This window comes from Flavobacterium sp., assembly GCF_027531905.1.
In the GTDB taxonomy this organism is placed as follows: Bacteria; Bacteroidota; Bacteroidia; order Flavobacteriales; family Flavobacteriaceae; genus Flavobacterium.
On the sequence record NZ_JAPZSU010000025.1, the window covers coordinates 57877 to 74982 of the forward strand.

General features: G+C 35.0%; 10 protein-coding genes and 3 tRNA genes. 9 read left to right on the plus strand and 4 right to left on the minus strand.

Going from position 1 to position 17106, the window contains the following annotated elements:
* The first annotated feature begins 170 nt into the window (after positions 1-170).
* Together O9307_RS07780 and O9307_RS07785 are read left to right on the plus strand one after the other, a co-directional pair.
* The gene (locus O9307_RS07780; RefSeq protein WP_298297332.1) at positions 171-3692 is read left to right on the plus strand and encodes a PAS domain S-box protein; all 3522 of its coding nucleotides are present in this window, start codon (positions 171-173) and stop codon (positions 3690-3692) included.
* A 33-nt stretch (positions 3693-3725) separates the two neighbouring features.
* Complete coding sequence (locus tag O9307_RS07785) at positions 3726-4589, plus strand: neutral zinc metallopeptidase (RefSeq protein WP_298297335.1); 864 nt, start codon at positions 3726-3728, stop codon at positions 4587-4589.
* 194 nt (positions 4590-4783) lie between these two features.
* Here the strand turns inward: O9307_RS07785 and O9307_RS07790 are convergent, their stop codons facing one another.
* Positions 4784-6319, minus strand: a complete 1536-nt coding sequence (locus tag O9307_RS07790) for a YifB family Mg chelatase-like AAA ATPase (RefSeq protein ID WP_298297338.1) — start codon at positions 6317-6319, stop codon at positions 4784-4786.
* 222 nt (positions 6320-6541) lie between these two features.
* Here O9307_RS07790 and O9307_RS07795 point away from each other — a divergent pair, with 222 nt between their 5' ends.
* The 4 genes from O9307_RS07795 to O9307_RS07810 all read left to right on the plus strand — a co-directional run bounded on the left by O9307_RS07795 (position 6542) and on the right by O9307_RS07810 (position 12751).
* Positions 6542-9541 (plus strand): amidohydrolase family protein, encoded by a 3000-nt coding sequence (locus O9307_RS07795; RefSeq protein WP_298297341.1) that lies wholly within the window; start codon positions 6542-6544, stop codon positions 9539-9541.
* 41 nt (positions 9542-9582) lie between these two features.
* Positions 9583-10887, plus strand: a complete 1305-nt coding sequence (locus O9307_RS07800; RefSeq protein WP_298297344.1) for an amidohydrolase family protein — start codon at positions 9583-9585, stop codon at positions 10885-10887.
* Positions 10888-10892: 5 nt separating this feature from the next.
* Entirely contained in the window at positions 10893-11270 is a 378-nt protein-coding gene (locus O9307_RS07805) for a PH domain-containing protein (RefSeq protein WP_298297348.1), read from the plus strand.
* Between the two features lie 470 nt (positions 11271-11740).
* On the plus strand, positions 11741-12751 hold the full coding sequence (locus O9307_RS07810; RefSeq protein WP_298297350.1) for a hypothetical protein: 1011 nt from the start codon (positions 11741-11743) through the stop codon (positions 12749-12751).
* A 62-nt stretch (positions 12752-12813) separates the two neighbouring features.
* Here the strand turns inward: O9307_RS07810 and O9307_RS07815 are convergent, their stop codons facing one another.
* Positions 12814-13575, minus strand: coding sequence for a C40 family peptidase (locus tag O9307_RS07815; RefSeq protein ID WP_298297353.1), 762 nt, complete (start codon positions 13573-13575; stop codon positions 12814-12816).
* Positions 13576-13637: 62 nt separating this feature from the next.
* Entirely contained in the window at positions 13638-14816 is a 1179-nt protein-coding gene (locus O9307_RS07820; RefSeq protein ID WP_298297356.1) for an acetyl-CoA C-acyltransferase, read from the minus strand.
* Positions 14817-15057: 241 nt separating this feature from the next.
* Here O9307_RS07820 and O9307_RS07825 point away from each other — a divergent pair.
* The 3 genes from O9307_RS07825 (at position 15058) to O9307_RS07835 (ending at position 15311) form a co-directional block, all read left to right on the plus strand.
* Positions 15058-15141: transfer RNA gene (locus O9307_RS07825), tRNA-Ser, on the plus strand.
* 14 nt (positions 15142-15155) lie between these two features.
* Positions 15156-15230, plus strand: a tRNA-Pro gene (locus tag O9307_RS07830).
* 7 nt (positions 15231-15237) lie between these two features.
* Positions 15238-15311 (plus strand) — tRNA-Arg (locus O9307_RS07835).
* A 244-nt stretch (positions 15312-15555) separates the two neighbouring features.
* On the opposite strand, the gene O9307_RS07840 is transcribed toward O9307_RS07835, so the two are convergent.
* Positions 15556-16974 carry an adenosine deaminase gene (locus tag O9307_RS07840; protein ID WP_298297359.1) on the minus strand — a complete coding sequence of 473 codons (1419 nt, stop codon included), beginning with the start codon at positions 16972-16974 and terminating at the stop codon, positions 15556-15558.
* Between the last annotated feature and the right edge of the window lie 132 nt (positions 16975-17106).

Consider the following 17106-nt stretch of genomic DNA (forward strand, 5'->3'; position numbering starts at 1 on the left):
CGATCGCGTTAGTTATAATATTTATCTACTTTTTATCAAAAAAAGTACCCTATATCTATAACAACATCAAAACTGTATTTGTCACAGCTTTCATCTTCTATTTCATTTATGTTACTTTAAATCTTATTGAACACCAAACCGATTTTATTCCTAAAATCGCTTTCACGATATTGCTTTTTTTATCATTTGATATCTTAAAAAAGTCTAGACTCTATGGTTATTTTATTGGATTAACAATAGTTTCAATTTGTCTGTTTACTTTTTTAGAGGCCATTCCAAAACCCGTTGGAATTAATTTAGTAATCAATTCATTTGTAGTAATTATTGTAAATTTTATTCGCAAAACTATTGATGACGCACAAACAAAAGAGAATGATTTTATTAAAGAAATCATAAATAAAGGAAACTCACTAACTTTTGCTTGCAATCATCAAGGTGAGGTAATTTATTGTAGTGATACGATTGAAAAAATTCTTGGATATACGCCCAAAGAAGTAATGGGTTTTGAGTTTTGGAGATTGACAGAAGATCCTGATTTTGTTGGACTGCCCTATAATGATGTTTTTGTAGATGGAAAAATTTACATCCGAAAACTAAAATGTAAAAATGGATCGTATAAATTTATTCAATGGACAGATAAAAAGTTTGCTGACAATATTATTGTGAGCATAGGACAAGATGTTACGGAGCAAAGAAATATTCACAATAAATACAAAGACATTATACAAAATGCTAATGATCTAATTTTTGAAACTAGTGCTCGTGGAAATTTTACCTTCATTAATGATTTCTCTCTTAAAACACTACAATACAATGAAAATGAACTGCTTGGAAAAAATTTAACCTCAATAATTAGAACAGATTATTTTAATGAAATTATAAACATTTTTAAAAGAAACACCAATTATCCATTAATTGAATTCCCAATTGATACCAAATTTGGAGAAAGCATCTGGATTTCCTTAAAAGTAATCATTAGAAAAGAAGAGAACGGAAAAATAATTGGCTATTCTGGAATTGGTAGAGACATTACACGAATAAAATACAACGAGTTTAAAAATAATGAGCGTCAACAAAAAATTGAATTGTACAATGCGACCATCAGGAACTTATTTACAATTAATTTTAGAAACTTTCAAAATACTGACAATGTGGTTAAGCATATCATTGAAACGGCTTCGAACATCTCTAAATGTGATCGAGTAAGCTACTGGAGATATCGTGAAAAAACCATTATTTGCATGTGCATTTATCATGCTAAAAATCAAAGTTTTGGAAAGAAAACAACCTTAAAAAAAGACGATTATCCCGTTCATACTCAAAAAATAAAACAAGGCATACAACTGCATAAAGATGACATTAAAAGAGATGCCGAAAACAATGAATTTTACGAATCGTATTACCGCATTCATAATATAAAATCAGCTATAGATACCCCAATTTTACTTAATGGTGAATTGCTTGGCGTTTTATCGTTCGAAACTACAACCAATCAACGAAATTGGGACCAAGAAGATCTTACTTTTGCAAGAACCATTGCTGATATTCTCTCGCTTGCCTTAGCTACACAAAAACAATTTGAAGCAGAGAAAAAGCTTCAAAAGAAAAGCCACCTCCTTGCCGAAATGGCTCTTTGCACAGAAAAATTCTTATTAAGCAAAAGCCTTGATGAGATGTTTAAAGACACCTTTGAAATCATGGGTAATGCAACGCAAGCCGATCACTTATTTTATTATGAAAAAGACCCTAATACCAAATTGATCCGACAAAAATATAAATGGGCTAAAAAGGGAATACCCTTACAAATCACCCCATTACAAGATTTTAACGATGAAGATTTGCTAGATATTACTAATAAAACGTCAATTAAAAAAACATTTAAAACCAAAACCAGCAAACTCAAAAACTCCTTTTTCAAACAATTATTAATTGCCAATGACATCAAATCTATCTTAGTTGTTCCTATTTTTTATAATGATGAACTTACTGGATTCATTGGTATGGATGATTGTTCTTATGAAAGAAATTGGTCCAAAGAAGAAAGCTTTATTTTAAAAACATTGGCTAGTAATATTTCTTATGCCTTAGAACGAGATAAAAATGAGAAGCTCATTCATAAAAGTGAAGAAAAATTCAAACTTATTGCCAATAATATTCCTGGAACTGTTTATCTCTCAAAATTTGATGAATACGCCTCAAAAGTATATATAAATGATTCTATAGAAAAACTTACTGGCTATTCAAAAAATGATTTCTTAGAACAAAAAATATTTTTAATCAATTTAATACATCCCGAAGACAGAGAACTCGTCATCGAAAAACAAAACAGGAATTTCAACAACGGAAGACCTAATCATGACCGCTACAGAATCAAAAAAAAATCAGGTCAATATGTTTGGATAGAAGAATTTAGCGATGCAATTAAAAAGGACAATACGATAGAATTTATTGGAGGTATTCTTTTCGATATTACTAACCAAAAGGAAACAGAAAGCATTCTAAAAGAAAAAGAACTCGCGGAAGCAGCCAATAAAGCAAAATCTGATTTTCTAGCCAATATGAGTCACGAGATTAGAACTCCGCTCAATGGAATCATTGGCTTTACCGATTTGCTCATGAAAACCCATCTTAATCGTACTCAAGAAAAATACATGACTACGATTAATCAATCAGCAATGTCTTTATTAGATATCATCAACGATATCTTAGATTTTTCTAAAATTGAAGCTGGAAAACTAGATCTTTTCATCGAAAAACAAGAACTGTCCGAAATTTTAAACCAAACTATCGATCTTATTTTTTATGAATCCAACCAAAAAAAATTAGACTTATTCTTAAAAATCGCACCAGAAGTCCCCAAATTTGTCTGGGTAGATTCTGTTCGTTTAAAACAAATTTTAATCAACCTTCTAGCTAATGCAGTAAAATTTACAGATAAAGGCAGCATCACACTTGAGGTTGGGGTAATCAACAAAGATAACGAGACACAACAAACCCTTCGTTTTGCGATTATCGATACCGGAATTGGAATACTAGAAAAAAACAAGAAAAAAATATTCAATGCCTTCTCTCAAGAAGACAGCTCCACCTCCAAAAAATTTGGAGGAACAGGGCTTGGACTCACCATTTCCAATCAATTATTAAGCCTGATGAATAGCAAGTTACAATTAGAAAGTAAAATCAACAAAGGCAGTACTTTCTATTTTGATATTGAGCTAAAAACTTCAAATGTAACGGAAACCGAAGAAGCTTATGATACAACTAAAAAAAACATTTCTGCTCCACTGCCTTTAAAAACAAAACACCACCTTTCCAACCTTAAAATAATGATTGTGGAAGACAATAAGATAAACATGTTACTCTTAAAAACCATTTTAAAGAATTTGTTTGTCGAAGTTGAGGTATTCGAATTTTTAAATGGAAAAGAAGCCGTTGAACAATTTGAGTCCCTAAAACCAACGCTAATATTCATGGATATTCAAATGCCAATAATGAACGGCTACGAAACCACCAAAGCCTTAAGAAATCTTAAACACGGAAAAGACATCCCAATCATTGCCATCACCGCTGGAACCGAGAAAGAAGAACGCAAAAAATGCCTAAAAGTAGGAATGAATGATTACATCCCAAAACCAATCATAAAAGGTATTATAGAAGAAGTAATCTTGAAATGGATTACTAAAATTAAGTAACTTTATTCCGAACAACATCAAAAACAACAAATTATGAAATGGCAAGGAAGAAGACAAAGCGATAATGTAGAAGATCGTCGTGGCATGTCTACCGGAGGAAAATCAATCGTAGGCGGCGGCATAATAGGCATTATCATTTTACTCATCAATGTTTTTGGTGGCGAAAACGCTCAAATGATAACGCCTGTTTTAGAACAATTCAACAATCAATCACAAAGTGCCGCTACAGAACAAAGAGATTTAACGCCAAGCGAAATTGATGAAGGAAAATTTGTAAAAACAATTGTTGCAGAAAATGAAGACACTTGGAGCAAAATTTTCCAAGAAAACAATCTTCCTTTCGAACCGGCAAAATTAGTACTCTTTAGCGGAGAAGTAGCAACCGCTTGTGGTGGAGCCAGCTCCGCTTCGGGACCGTTTTATTGCCCAGCAGATCAAAAAATCTATATGGATATGTCCTTTTTCGAGGAATTGAGAACAAAATTTGGAGCGCAAGGTGGCGACTTTGCTATAGCTTACGTAATTGGTCATGAATACGGTCACCACATTCAGAATCTATTGGGAACTTCAACAAAAATGCGTCAACTCCAACAAGGAAAAAGCGAAACCGAAGCCAATAAACTCTCTGTCGCCCTAGAACTCCAAGCCGATTTCTATGCAGGGTTATGGACACATTATGACGACAAACAAAATAGCATATTAGAACCTGGTGATATAGAGGAAGCCCTAAGCGCCGCGCAAGCCGTGGGTGACGACGCCATCCAAAAGAAAATGCAAGGTCAAGTCGTACCTGACTCTTTTACCCACGGTTCCTCAGAGCAGCGCATGTATTGGTTTCAAAAAGGTTTTCAATCCGGCGACATCAAACAAGGCAATACCTTTAATTACATTCAGTAACTACTAAAAACGAAAGAGCTATTTATCCTCAATAAGTAGCTCTCTTTTTTTGAAGCGGCATCAATAGGCTTACTTGCAAAGAGGGTTCCCGCTCTCCGTTACAATCTTTGCTGCCGAACCCCGGCAACAAAGGATTTCCACTACGATCGGGGCTAAAAAGAAACAATTTGATTCATCAGTAATCATTCAAAAAATTACCCCAACCACCCTTCTCTATCCAAACTACGGTATTGTATAGCTTCGGCTATATGCGAAGACATTACGTTAGGAGACGCTTCAAGGTCTGCAATAGTCCTAGAAACTTTCAAAATTCTATCATAAGCTCGTGCCGAGAGATTCAAACGTTCCATAGCCGTTTTCAACAACTCTTTTGAAGCAGCATCCAAAGCACAAAACTCCCGAATATGCTTCGTATTCATTTGAGCATTGTAATGAATATTTTCGAGCGAATCAAAACGTTGACTTTGCAATTCTCTAGCAGCTGTAACACGTTTTCGTATATCCACACTACTTTCTGCTTTTCGATCATCCGACAATTTCTCAAAAGGCACCGGAGTCACTTCGATATGGATATCAATTCGATCCAAAAGTGGACCTGATATTTTACTCAAATAGCGTTGCATTTCGTGTGGTGAAGACGTTTGAGGAGCACTAGGGTCATTAAAAAACCCACTCGGACTTGGATTCATACTCGCTACCAACATAAACGAGGAAGGATAAGTCACAGTAAACTTTGCTCTAGAAATCGTTACTTCCCTATCTTCCAAAGGCTGACGCATCACTTCTAAAACATCTCTTTTAAACTCGGGCAATTCATCCAAAAACAACACCCCATTATGCGCCATCGAAATCTCACCAGGCTGAGGATAACTCCCTCCACCTACCAAAGCCACATTCGAAATAGTGTGATGCGGACTTCGAAAAGGGCGTTGATTCATTAGTCCCACTTCTTTCAATTTGCCTGCAACACTATGAATTTTCGTGGTTTCAAGTGCCTCTCTGAGTGTCATTGGAGGTAAAATACTAGGCAAGCGTTTCGCCAGCATTGTTTTTCCCGCACCTGGAGGTCCAATCAAAATAATATTATGTCCACCAGCAGCAGCAATTTCCATGCATCGCTTAATACTTTCTTGCCCCTTTACATCCGAAAAATCAAATTCAGGAAAATCTAAGGTTTTATAAAATTCTGCTCTTGTATCAATTCTAGTGGGTTCAAGCGTTCCTTTCCCTTCCAAAAAGTCAATAACTTCTTGTACATTTTCGACGCCATACACATCCAATCCTGCAACTATAGCAGCTTCTTTTACATTTTGCTTTGGCAGAAAAAAACCTTTAAAACCTTCTTCTTTGGCTTTTATAGCAATGGGCAATGCACCTTTAATAGGTTGTAAACTTCCATCCAAAGACAATTCACCCATAATGACATATTCATCCAAAACAGCAGTAGAAATCTGAGCGGAAGCCACTAAAATACCCACCGCCAAGGTCAAATCGTAAGCAGAACCTTCTTTTCGTAAATCGGCCGGAGCCATATTAATCGTAATCTTTTTTCCGGGCAAGGCATACCCATTATTTTTGAGCGCTGCCGCAATGCGATAACTACTTTCTTTAATCGCATTATCTGGCAAACCCACCAAATGATAGCCAACACCATTATCAATATTAACCTCAACAGTGATAGTTGTAGCTTCGACTCCAAAAACGGCACTTCCAAAAACTTTAACGAGCATATAAATAATCTTTTTGAATAAAAGTAAAATAAAAATAGACACTATAACAGTAATCAACTTGTTAAATTTAAAAAGTATTCTCAAAAACTTAAAATAATAAGTCACAAAAAAATAAAATTTTAGCAAAAAATAGTATCCAGCTATAAAACAGACGTTAAAATTTAAATAGCCCTTCCAAGTGTTATTAATTTTAGTAATTTTAAAAAAATTAACTAACCCATTATGAAAAAACTTATAATTCTACTCTTTTTTGGTGTTTTTATAGCGAAAACACAAGCACAAGAGTACTTTCCGAATAACGAAAGTATTCCAAACAAAAACAATTATTACACTGCTTTTACCAACGCAAAAATCTATGTTACCCCTACTCAAATCATTGAAAAAGGTACTTTACTAATCCAAAACGGTAAAGTAGTAGCATCAGGAAACTCAGTTGCTATCCCCAAAAACGCAATGATAATTGATGCCGAAGGAAAATCAATTTACCCTTCCTTCATCGATATGTATACGAGTTTTGGTGCTGAAAAACCAAAAAGAGCGGCATCTGGCGAAAGAGGTTCTTCTTATGATACCAAACGTGCAGGCTATTATTGGAACGAAAACATTCGCTCAGAAATCAATGCTTACGAAACTTTCGCTTACGACGAAACCAAAGCTGAAGAATTATTAAAAGCCGGATTTGGTGTTGTAGGTACTCATATTCAAGATGGTATTGCCAGAGGAACTGGAGCCATAGTAGCTTTGAATAACAGCGATAAAACCAATCGAATTTTGAGCAACAAAGCCAGCCAACACTTTGGTTTTACTCGTAGTGTAACTACCAATCAATCCTACCCTTCTTCTTTAATGGGAATGATGGCTTTGCTTCGTCAAATGTATCACGACAAAGAATGGTACAAAAATGGAAATGCTACAAACAAAGATTTATCCTTAGAAGCTTTGATTGCTAACGAAAAATTAGTTCAAATTTTTACAGCAGAAGACAAATTGAATAGTTTAAGAGCCTCAAAAATTGCAAAAGAATTTGGCTTAAATTATATCCTCAAAGGAGCTGGAAACGAATTTGAACGCATTCAAGAAATCAAAAAAACGAATGCTAGTTTTATCATTCCTATTAACTTCCCAGAAGCTTACGATGTTTCAAATCCGTTCAATGCGAACCAAATGGAGTTGGCCGATTTGCGTTTTTGGAATCAAGCACCTAGCAACTTAAAAGTACTATCTGAAAACGGAATTACTTTCGCATTAACTACAGATAAATTAAAAAAGATAGAAGACTTTAGAGGGAATTTATTAAAAGCCATTCAATTTGGTTTTGACCCGACAAAAGCCTTAGAAGCTTTGACTACTACTCCAGCTGCATTACTTGGAAAAAGCAATGAAATTGGAAGTTTAAAAACAGGTAGCTATGCCAACTTCATCATTACTTCAGGAGCCATTTTTGACGAAAAAACCATCGTTTTCGAAAACTGGGTACAAGGCAATAAATATGTGATTAACGATTGGACTGTAAAAGATATTCGTGGAGAGTACGATTTGACCGTAAGTAATGAAACCTATAAGTTAAAAATTGAAGGAGAAGTTGCCAAACCAAAATCGGATATTACAACCGCTGATAAAAAGAAAGTAAAATCGAATTTGACTTTTGCGAATCAATGGGTTACGCTATTAATCAAATCTAATGACGATGTAAAAACCAATTTTTCAAGATTAAATGGCTTGGTAGACACTACCGAAAACTTATCTGGAAAAGCCATTTTAGACAATGGTTCAGAAGTGACTTGGTATGCCAAAAAAACTGCGCCATTTAAGATTGTAAAAGACTCAAGCGCCGTTGAAAAACCATTCGCGGTTCAGCCTGTTACTTATCCAAACATTGCATACGGAAATACTGAAATCCCAAAAGCACAAACGCTATTGTTCAAAAATGCAACGGTTTGGACCAACGAAAAAGAAGGAATTCTAGAACAAACCGACGTATTGGTTAAAAACGGTAAAATTGCTGCCATCGGGAAAAATCTTTCAGATGGTGGAGCTACTATCATTGATGCCAAAGGAAAACACTTAACTAGCGGTATCATTGACGAACACTCTCACATCGCAATTTCTAATGGTGTAAACGAAGGAGGACACAACTCTAGTGCCGAAGTAACAATCGAAGACGTAGTCAACTCCGAAGACATTAATATTTACAGAGATTTAGCGGGAGGTGTTACTACATCACAATTACTACACGGTTCTGCTAACCCTATCGGTGGTCGCTCGGCTATTGTAAAATGGAAATGGGGAATGGAACCAGAAGAATTGTTATACAAAAACCAACCAAAATTCATCAAATTTGCCTTGGGTGAAAACGTAAAACAATCCAACTGGGGTAATGCGAATCCAACTCGTTTTCCTCAAACTCGTATGGGAGTAGAACAAGTATTTACAGATTATTTCCAAAGAGCCAAAGAATACGACTTAGCTTGGAAAAAATTCAATGCAAGCGGTAAAAAAGACAAAGCAAAAGCACCAAGAACCGATTTGGAATTACAGACTTTAGCAGAAATTTTGAACAACAAACGATTCATAAGCTGTCATTCTTATGTACAATCAGAAATCTTGATGTTGATGAATGTGGCTGACAAAATGGGCTTCAAAGTTAACACCTATACCCACATTCTTGAAGGATACAAAGTGGCTGACAAAATGAAAGAACACGGTGTTGGAGCCTCAACTTTCTCTGACTGGTGGGCTTATAAATTCGAAGTAAACGATGCTATTCCACAAAACGGTCCGATTATGCATAACCACGGATTAGTAGTAGCCTACAATTCCGATGATGCCGAAATGTCAAGAAGATTGAATCAAGAAGCTGCAAAAGCAGTTAAATATGGTAACATTTCGGAGGAAGAAGCTTGGAAATTTGTGACTTTAAATCCAGCAAAATTATTACACATAGACGACAAAGTAGGAAGTATTAAAGTAGGAAAAGATGCTGATGTGGTACTTTGGAACAACAATCCTTTGTCTATTTATGCCAAAGCAGAAAAAACGTTAATCGAAGGTGTAGTGTATTTTGACAGCCAAGTAGATGAAGCCAAAAGAGCTGCAAATGCTAAAGAAAGAGCTCAATTGATTGGTCAGTTATTGTTAGAAAAAAACAAAGGAATGGCCACACAAGCTCCTAAAAAATCAATCAAACCAGAGTACGAATGCGATACAATGGAAGAATTGTAATCCAATCTAGTATGCACTACGAACACCAAATTTTAAAAAAGATGAACATAAAAATAGCACTTTTATTTGCCACTCTAGGTTTTTCGACTCTTAGTCAAGCACAGCAAATTCCAGCACCTGCACAATCCCAATCGATAATAATTCTTAATGCTACTGCTCATTTAGGAACTGGTGAAGTCATAGAAAATGCAGCCATTGGTTTCAAAAACGGAAAAATTAGTTTGGTAGCCAATGCCCAACAAATAAAAATAGCCAAAGACGCTTACGATGTTACCATAGACGGAAGCGGAAAACATGTCTACCCTGGATTTATAGTACCCAATTCTACTTTGGGATTGGTAGAAATAGACGCGATAAAATCTTCGGACGACGAGGAAGAAATTGGAACTTTTAACCCCAACGTAAGAAGTATTGTGGCCTACACAGCCGATTCAAAAGTAATTGAAACCGTTCGTCCTAACGGAATTTTGATGGCGCAAATCACACCTAGAGGAGGACGAATCTCTGGTAGTTCTTCTATTGTACAATTAGATGCTTGGCACTGGAAAGAAGCACTAATAAAAGAGAACGATGGTATCCACATTAATCTTCCTGCTACTTTTAGAAGAGGGGGCTGGTGGGCAGAACCAGGTTCTATCGAGCCAAATAAAGAGTACAACAAACAACTTCAAGAATTAGATGCTTTTTTCAAAAGTGCGAAAGCTTATTTGGGCGGTACCTCAGACAGCAGAAATTTAGTTACTGAAGCTACAAAAGGCTTATTTGACGGAACTCAAACCTTGTTCATTCACGCTGATGAAGAAAAACAAATAACGGATGGTATTCAATTAGCTCTTGAGAACGGAATTAAAAAAATGGTGATTGTTGGAGGGTTTGAAGCTTATAAAGCAGCGCCACTTTTACTTAAAAACAATATTGGTGTACTTTTAAGAAGAATTCACGACCTTCCAACCAATGAAGACCAAGATATCGATTTACCCTATAAAATGGCCAAAATATTAACTGATAAAGGAATTCTGGTTGGTCTAGAAAATAGCGGAAGTAAAGAAAGAATGAGTTCAAGAAATCTCCCTTTTTTAGCAGGAACTTGTGTAGCTTATGGCTTAGACAAAGAAAAAGCGTTACAATTAATCACTTTGAATACCGCTAAGATATTAGGAATTGACCAACAATGTGGTTCTTTAGAAGAAGGCAAAGATGCTACACTTTTCATCTCAGAAGGCGATGCTTTAGATATGAGAACTAACAAACTAACCCATGCCTTTATTCAAGGAAGAATGATTAGTTTGGCGACGCATCAAACAAAACTAAGCGATAAATACAAAGCTAAATACAATCAAAAATAAACACTATGGGACTATTCAATGCCATTCTAGGAAACGCCTCAGAAGTAACTATCGAAAGTGCTTCTAAAGAGTTTGAACCAATATTAATTGAAGGCGAAGTAATCGAAAAAGCCTTTAAATTACTAAAAGATATGTTTGTTTTTACCAACAAAAGATTAATACTAGTCGAAAAACAATTAGTGGGTTCAAAAGTGGATTACTTATCCATTCCCTACCAAAACATCAAAAAATTCTCTAAAGAAAGTGCCGGAATCTTAGACATGGATGCCGATTTAAAAATTTGGCTGAACAACGAACCCAATCCTATTACCAAACAATTTGGTAAAGGGAGTAATAATATCAATGAGGTGTATCGTATTTTAAGTCAACATACACTAAAATAAATAATAACTTAATCTTCATAAAAGGAGGTGTCTACTATAAGACACCTCCTTTTGATATGATTATAGAAAACGAGTCAATCACTACAAAAAAAAAAAAAAAAACAGCTACAATCAGAGGTTTAAACCATTTTACAGCCTTTCTTTATTGGCAAAAACTTCAATCACAAGAATTAATATATTATTTCTTTAATTACATAAATACTTCCTAGTGATTGCATTACTACAAATACATTTGTTATACTATAAAAAATGATATCATTTATTTATGCATTTTCAATTTTAATAGATATTTTTTTTACTAATGTATTTGTAAAATCAAAATATTATTCTATTTTGGTCATGTTAATTTTTTATTAATTTATTGAGTTTTTACACAAAACAAAATTATCAAACCTAATCTTACCAAAAAACCTGCTATGAAGAAATTGTACTTTTTTACGCTGCTAATGTTTAGCGTTACGTTTTCAATTATGGCTCAAAAAGAGCAAATCAAGACTGCTCAAGCAGAACTAACCAAAGGAAATGTTCAAGGAGCTTTAACCATTTTGAATGACATCGAGTATTTGATCACCAATGCTAAAGATGAAGACAAATCTGATTATTATTTTATCAAGGCAAAAACTTATACAGCCCTAGCCAATAAAAAAATAGACAGCTCTAAGAACATGTCATTAGCTGTTGCTTGTTATAATGAATTGATTACTGCCGAAGTTGATTCTGGAAATCTAAAATATGCAGTTCAAGCTAGAGAATCAATAAAGGAAATCAAAAGTGCTTTAGAGCGTAGTTCTGTTGAAGACAATAATGCACAGCGATTTTCTGAAGCTGCAGATAAAATGATGTATTTATACGAAATGGACAAAAAAGATACTGTCAACTTATATAATGCAGCGTCTAATTTTTTCAATGCAAAACAGTATGATTTAGCATTGAAAAGTTATGAAGTACTAAAAAACATAAAGTATTCAGGTAATGGCATGGAGTATTATGCAACAAACAAAAAAAACAATCAAGAAGAGCTTTTTGTTTCGGCTTCAAATAGGGATTTAGGAGTAAAACAAGGTTCACATGACAAACCAAGAAATGCAAAATCCAAATCTAAGAAAGCTGAAATATTAAAAAGACTGGCATATATCCAAACAGAAAAAGGAGATATCGCAAGTGCAGAAAGCAACTATAAAGCAATTATTAATATCAATCCAAGTGATATAGAAACCTATATTGATTTAGCTTATGTAAAGCTTGATCGTAAAAAAGAAATAGCTGATAAAATGAGCCTGCTTGGAACTTCTTCTGAAGATATGAAAAAGTATGATGAATTAAAGGCAAAAAAAGATGCGGAAGTAAAAACTGCAGTAAATTATCTTGAAAAAGCACTAATTTTAGATCCAAATAATAAAGACGTTTCTAAGCTCCTTCTTAATCTTTATCGCTCTTTAGATATGACGGATAAATATGATGCATTGAAGGCAAAAGGGTAATTTCAAACATTTCCAAAAAAAAGTTGTTCGAGAGAACAACTTTTTTTTGGAAAAGTATTTTCCTAAATTATTTTCTTGATAACCCTTAACTTATGTGTATGCTTACTAGTTTCCATGTTATAAATCCCTAAATGATCTAAACGATCAACCCTCACTTTTCCACTAGCATGAATAATGTAATTATCAGACATTATTATACCTACGTGAATAATTTTCCCTTCTTCGTTATCAAAAAAAGCTAAATCACCAGGTTCGCTTTCTTCAATAAAACTTAACGGATCTCCTTGTAACGCTTGCTGTGAGGCATCTCTTTTTAGGTTATATCCATTGAGTTTATATACCATTTGTGTAAAACCAGAACAATCAATACCAAATGGCGTTTTTCCTCCCCATAAATAAGGAGCATTTAAATACATATAGGCCGTTTTTATTAAACTAGCTTTATCCTTAACCCCACTTATTTTGGCCCCTTCAAAATCAAATTGGGCTGTATTTATTTCATCGTTATTCAAAAACGACAAACTAGCCCCCAAAGGAATAGGCATTAGTAAATTATTAGGTCCTGTGATGTATTCTATTAAGTCTGCATTCAAAACAATACTATCCGTAGAAAGTCGTTTGAAGTTTTCTTCAGAAATTAATTGGTACTGCTTACTGTCAACCCAGCCCTCATATTCATCGTATTGGAGTTTAATTTTAGACCACTGATTTTGCTTATCAATGATTTCGAAATGCTCTCCAAAAAGAACTTGTGATACGATTTCACTTCTATCACTAGGCTCAAAGCGAAGCGGTATGATGGCTAAATTACAGATTCCAAACATTATTTTTGATTTACAAATTAAGATTTGTAGCCGCTAAAGAACAACAATTCAATTTTGTTTTTTTAAATTTTCTCAATTACTATAGCTGATGCACCACCACCACCATTACAAATTGCGGCTGCACCAATTTTAGCATTATTTTGCTGCAAAACATTTAAGAGTGTTACTATAATTCTAGCCCCAGAACAACCAAGTGGATGTCCTAAAGAAACCGCTCCACCATTGACGTTTACTTTATTATGATCTAAGCCAAGAATTTTTGAGTTAGCTAAACCAACTACCGAAAAAGCTTCGTTGAATTCGAAATAATCAACATCTTCTATAGCAAGACCTGCTTTCTCAAGCGCTTTTGGTAATGCTTTTGCAGGACTTGTCGTAAACCATTTAGGTTCTTGAGCCGCATCAGCATAACTTTTTACATAAGCCAATGGTTTAAGTCCTAAAGATACTGCTTTTTCTTCACTCATAAGCACCAGGGCAGCTGCACCATCATTAATTGTTGAAGCATTTGCTGCGGTTACACTTCCATCTTTAGTAAAAACAGGACTCAAAGTAGGTATTCTGTCCAAATTAACATTGGTAAACTCTTCGTCTTTAGAAATTATAATTGGATCTCCTTTTCTTTGAGGAACAGCAACTGGAACAATTTCATTATCAAATTTACCCAGACTCCAAGCGTCAGAAGATCTTTTATATGATGCTATGGCAAAGGCATCTTGTTCTTCACGTGTGATTTCATATTCAGAGGCACATAAATCGGCACTAACACCCATCGCAGTATTATCATAAGCATCGGTAAGACCGTCTTTTTGCATTCCGTCAACCATAGTGCTTGGGCCAAATTTTGTTCCAGTACGCAGGTTCATGTAATGCGGTATCAAACTCATGTTCTCCATTCCGCCGGCAACAACAATTTCTGCATCTCCACATTGAATAGCTTGGGAAGCTAACATAACCGCTTTCATACCAGAAGCACATACTTTATTGATAGTTGTACAAGCCACTTCATTAGACAATCCAGCAAATAAGGCAGCTTGCCTAGCAGGAGCTTGACCAACACCAGCTTGAATTACATTACCCATGTAAACTTCATCAACTAAATTACCATCTAGTTGTATTTTCTCTAAAGCTCCTTTTATAGCTATGGCTCCTAATTTTGGAGCGGTAATATTGGATAATCCTCCCATAAAACTCCCAATAGGAGTCCTTACAGCGGAAACTATAACTACTTTCTTGTTCATAATGTAAAAATATGTTGATTTATTTAGCAAATTTAATCTTTTTTGCAACTATTTCATATTTTCATAAAATAATATGTATTTAACCAAAGGAAACCTAAGTGTTGCTAATCGTATTTATTTGATTGTTAAGTCTTTTATAAATATATTGAATTTTATTTAAAAAAAAGCATCGAAATAGTTGCGAGAAACCTAAAGTTGACTTAAATTTGCAACCGCAAAACAAGATAGCTTTCTTGGTTTGGGAGAGGTGCCAGAGCGGTAATGGAGCAGATTGCTAATCTGTCGACGGGTAACCGTCGCCAGGGTTCGAGTCCCTGTCTCTCCGCAAATATTTGCACTCGGGGTGTAGCGTAGCCCGGTTATCGCGCCTGCTTTGGGAGCAGGAGGTCGCAGGTTCGAATCCTGCCACCCCGACAACAATGGACGCATAGCTCAGCTGGATAGAGCACCTGCCTTCTAAGCAGGCGGTCGAAGGTTCGAATCCTTCTGCGTTCACTTCAAAACCCTTGATTTTTCAAGGGTTTTTTTGTTTCTACACTTTTTTTGTTTTACTTTTATGGGATCAAGGGATCAAGTTCAAAAGTTGGGAATTAAGCAAAAATAGGGATCAAGTTCGAAAGTTGGGGATTAAGCAAAAATAAGCATTTTTTGCAACTTTTTTGCGACTTAATTATGAAAATAGAAGTTAGATTAAACACGAATAAGTCGGAAACACCTCAAGTTCTATCTTAGATTAAGCTTATCGCAACGGAAATTGTGCTTCAAAAACTTTAAATCGACGATCTAAATCGCTCAATAATTGTTGCTTCACAGCCTCCTCTTCTATAAAACTAAAATTTATACCGTTGTACACATATTCTTTGATGTCTTTATAGCTAACTTGTGGATATCTTTTAGCCAAAAGCACATATTGTTCGATGAGATTGGTTCTTAAGATACCAGCATCGTCTGTACTAATCACGATAGGCACACCAAATTCTTTATATAAAGTAAACGGATGTCGATTTTCTTTTACTTTCAGAATAAACTCATTACTTACCAAATTAATCTCAATAGCAATCTTATTCTTTGCCATATAACGTAGGAGTTCATAATTATTTTTTTCGTAAGCCAAATCTACGCCATGTCCAATTCTATTTGCGCCAGCGGTAAATACTGCCGAGTTAATATGCCAAGTTAACTCTTCGGGTTGAACTAGCCCAAGTGTCAATTCGCCAGCATGCATACTGTATTTTACCTTCGGAAATTTGGAGTGACAGTATTTATACATTAACATATGCAATTCATAATCTTTCATCGAAGTTGCTCCGTCTTCGGGGGAAACAATGTTCACTCCGGTAAGGAGCGGACTAGTATCAGAGGAAATAAAAGCAATCACCAAATTTTTAAACAAATCTACAGGTTCCATAAAACGCAATACAAAATTTTGATAACGCATCGTAAATTGCGCGTCATCCATCTTCAAGTCTTTATGCATGCGTGCCACAAAAGCAGTATTGAATTTTTCAGCATATTTTGCCGCGTCTCTTTTTACAAAAGTATCATACAATTGATCCAATACTTTGAAAACATTTTTCTCCTCTTTTTGAGCAACCAAACTGCGTAGTTGTTCGTTGAAAGAAAATAAGTCAGCGGTATTCATATCACACGGAATAGTAGACAATTGAGTTTCGATATAGCTAACATTTTCTTTAATGGCTCGATTTTTTAACTCCAACAACCCTTGTTCAAAAGTTGGAATAATCGTAGCCTGAAATTTCCCAAAAGACTCAAAAAACTGCTTGTCTGACGGATAACTCACACCATTAAAGTCTTTTATTGACCATTTCTCGATGATTTTTTGTTGATACACAGGCAGCAGCCCTTTTTTCTGAATCATTTCAAAGGTCTCCCAAATCCCATCTTTGCCTTTTTCTGACTGTACTTCTAAAGTTTCTAGATTGAGATAGAAATTACTTTTTATAGCATAAGCCATAAGGGGTTCAGCGTAAACAGATCCGGAGTAATGATGGTGTAAATCGCCCCCTTTGGGCATCTGAGAGAAAAAAGCTGTGAGTTGAGCTTCGTTACTTCGTATGGTTTCAAAATAGTTTTCGATACTTTGAGCGGTTCCAAATACAGTACTTAAGAGAAGTAAAAAGAGCGAAATTTTTTTCATACTTTTTAAATTTTGTCGATTTGGGGTGCAAAAATAGGTAAAAAACATCAGTTTTATGAGGCAAATATTAAAATTGCAACTATTTGCTTTTTAAATGGTTAACTAAAACATAATAAAGTAACACAAACTACA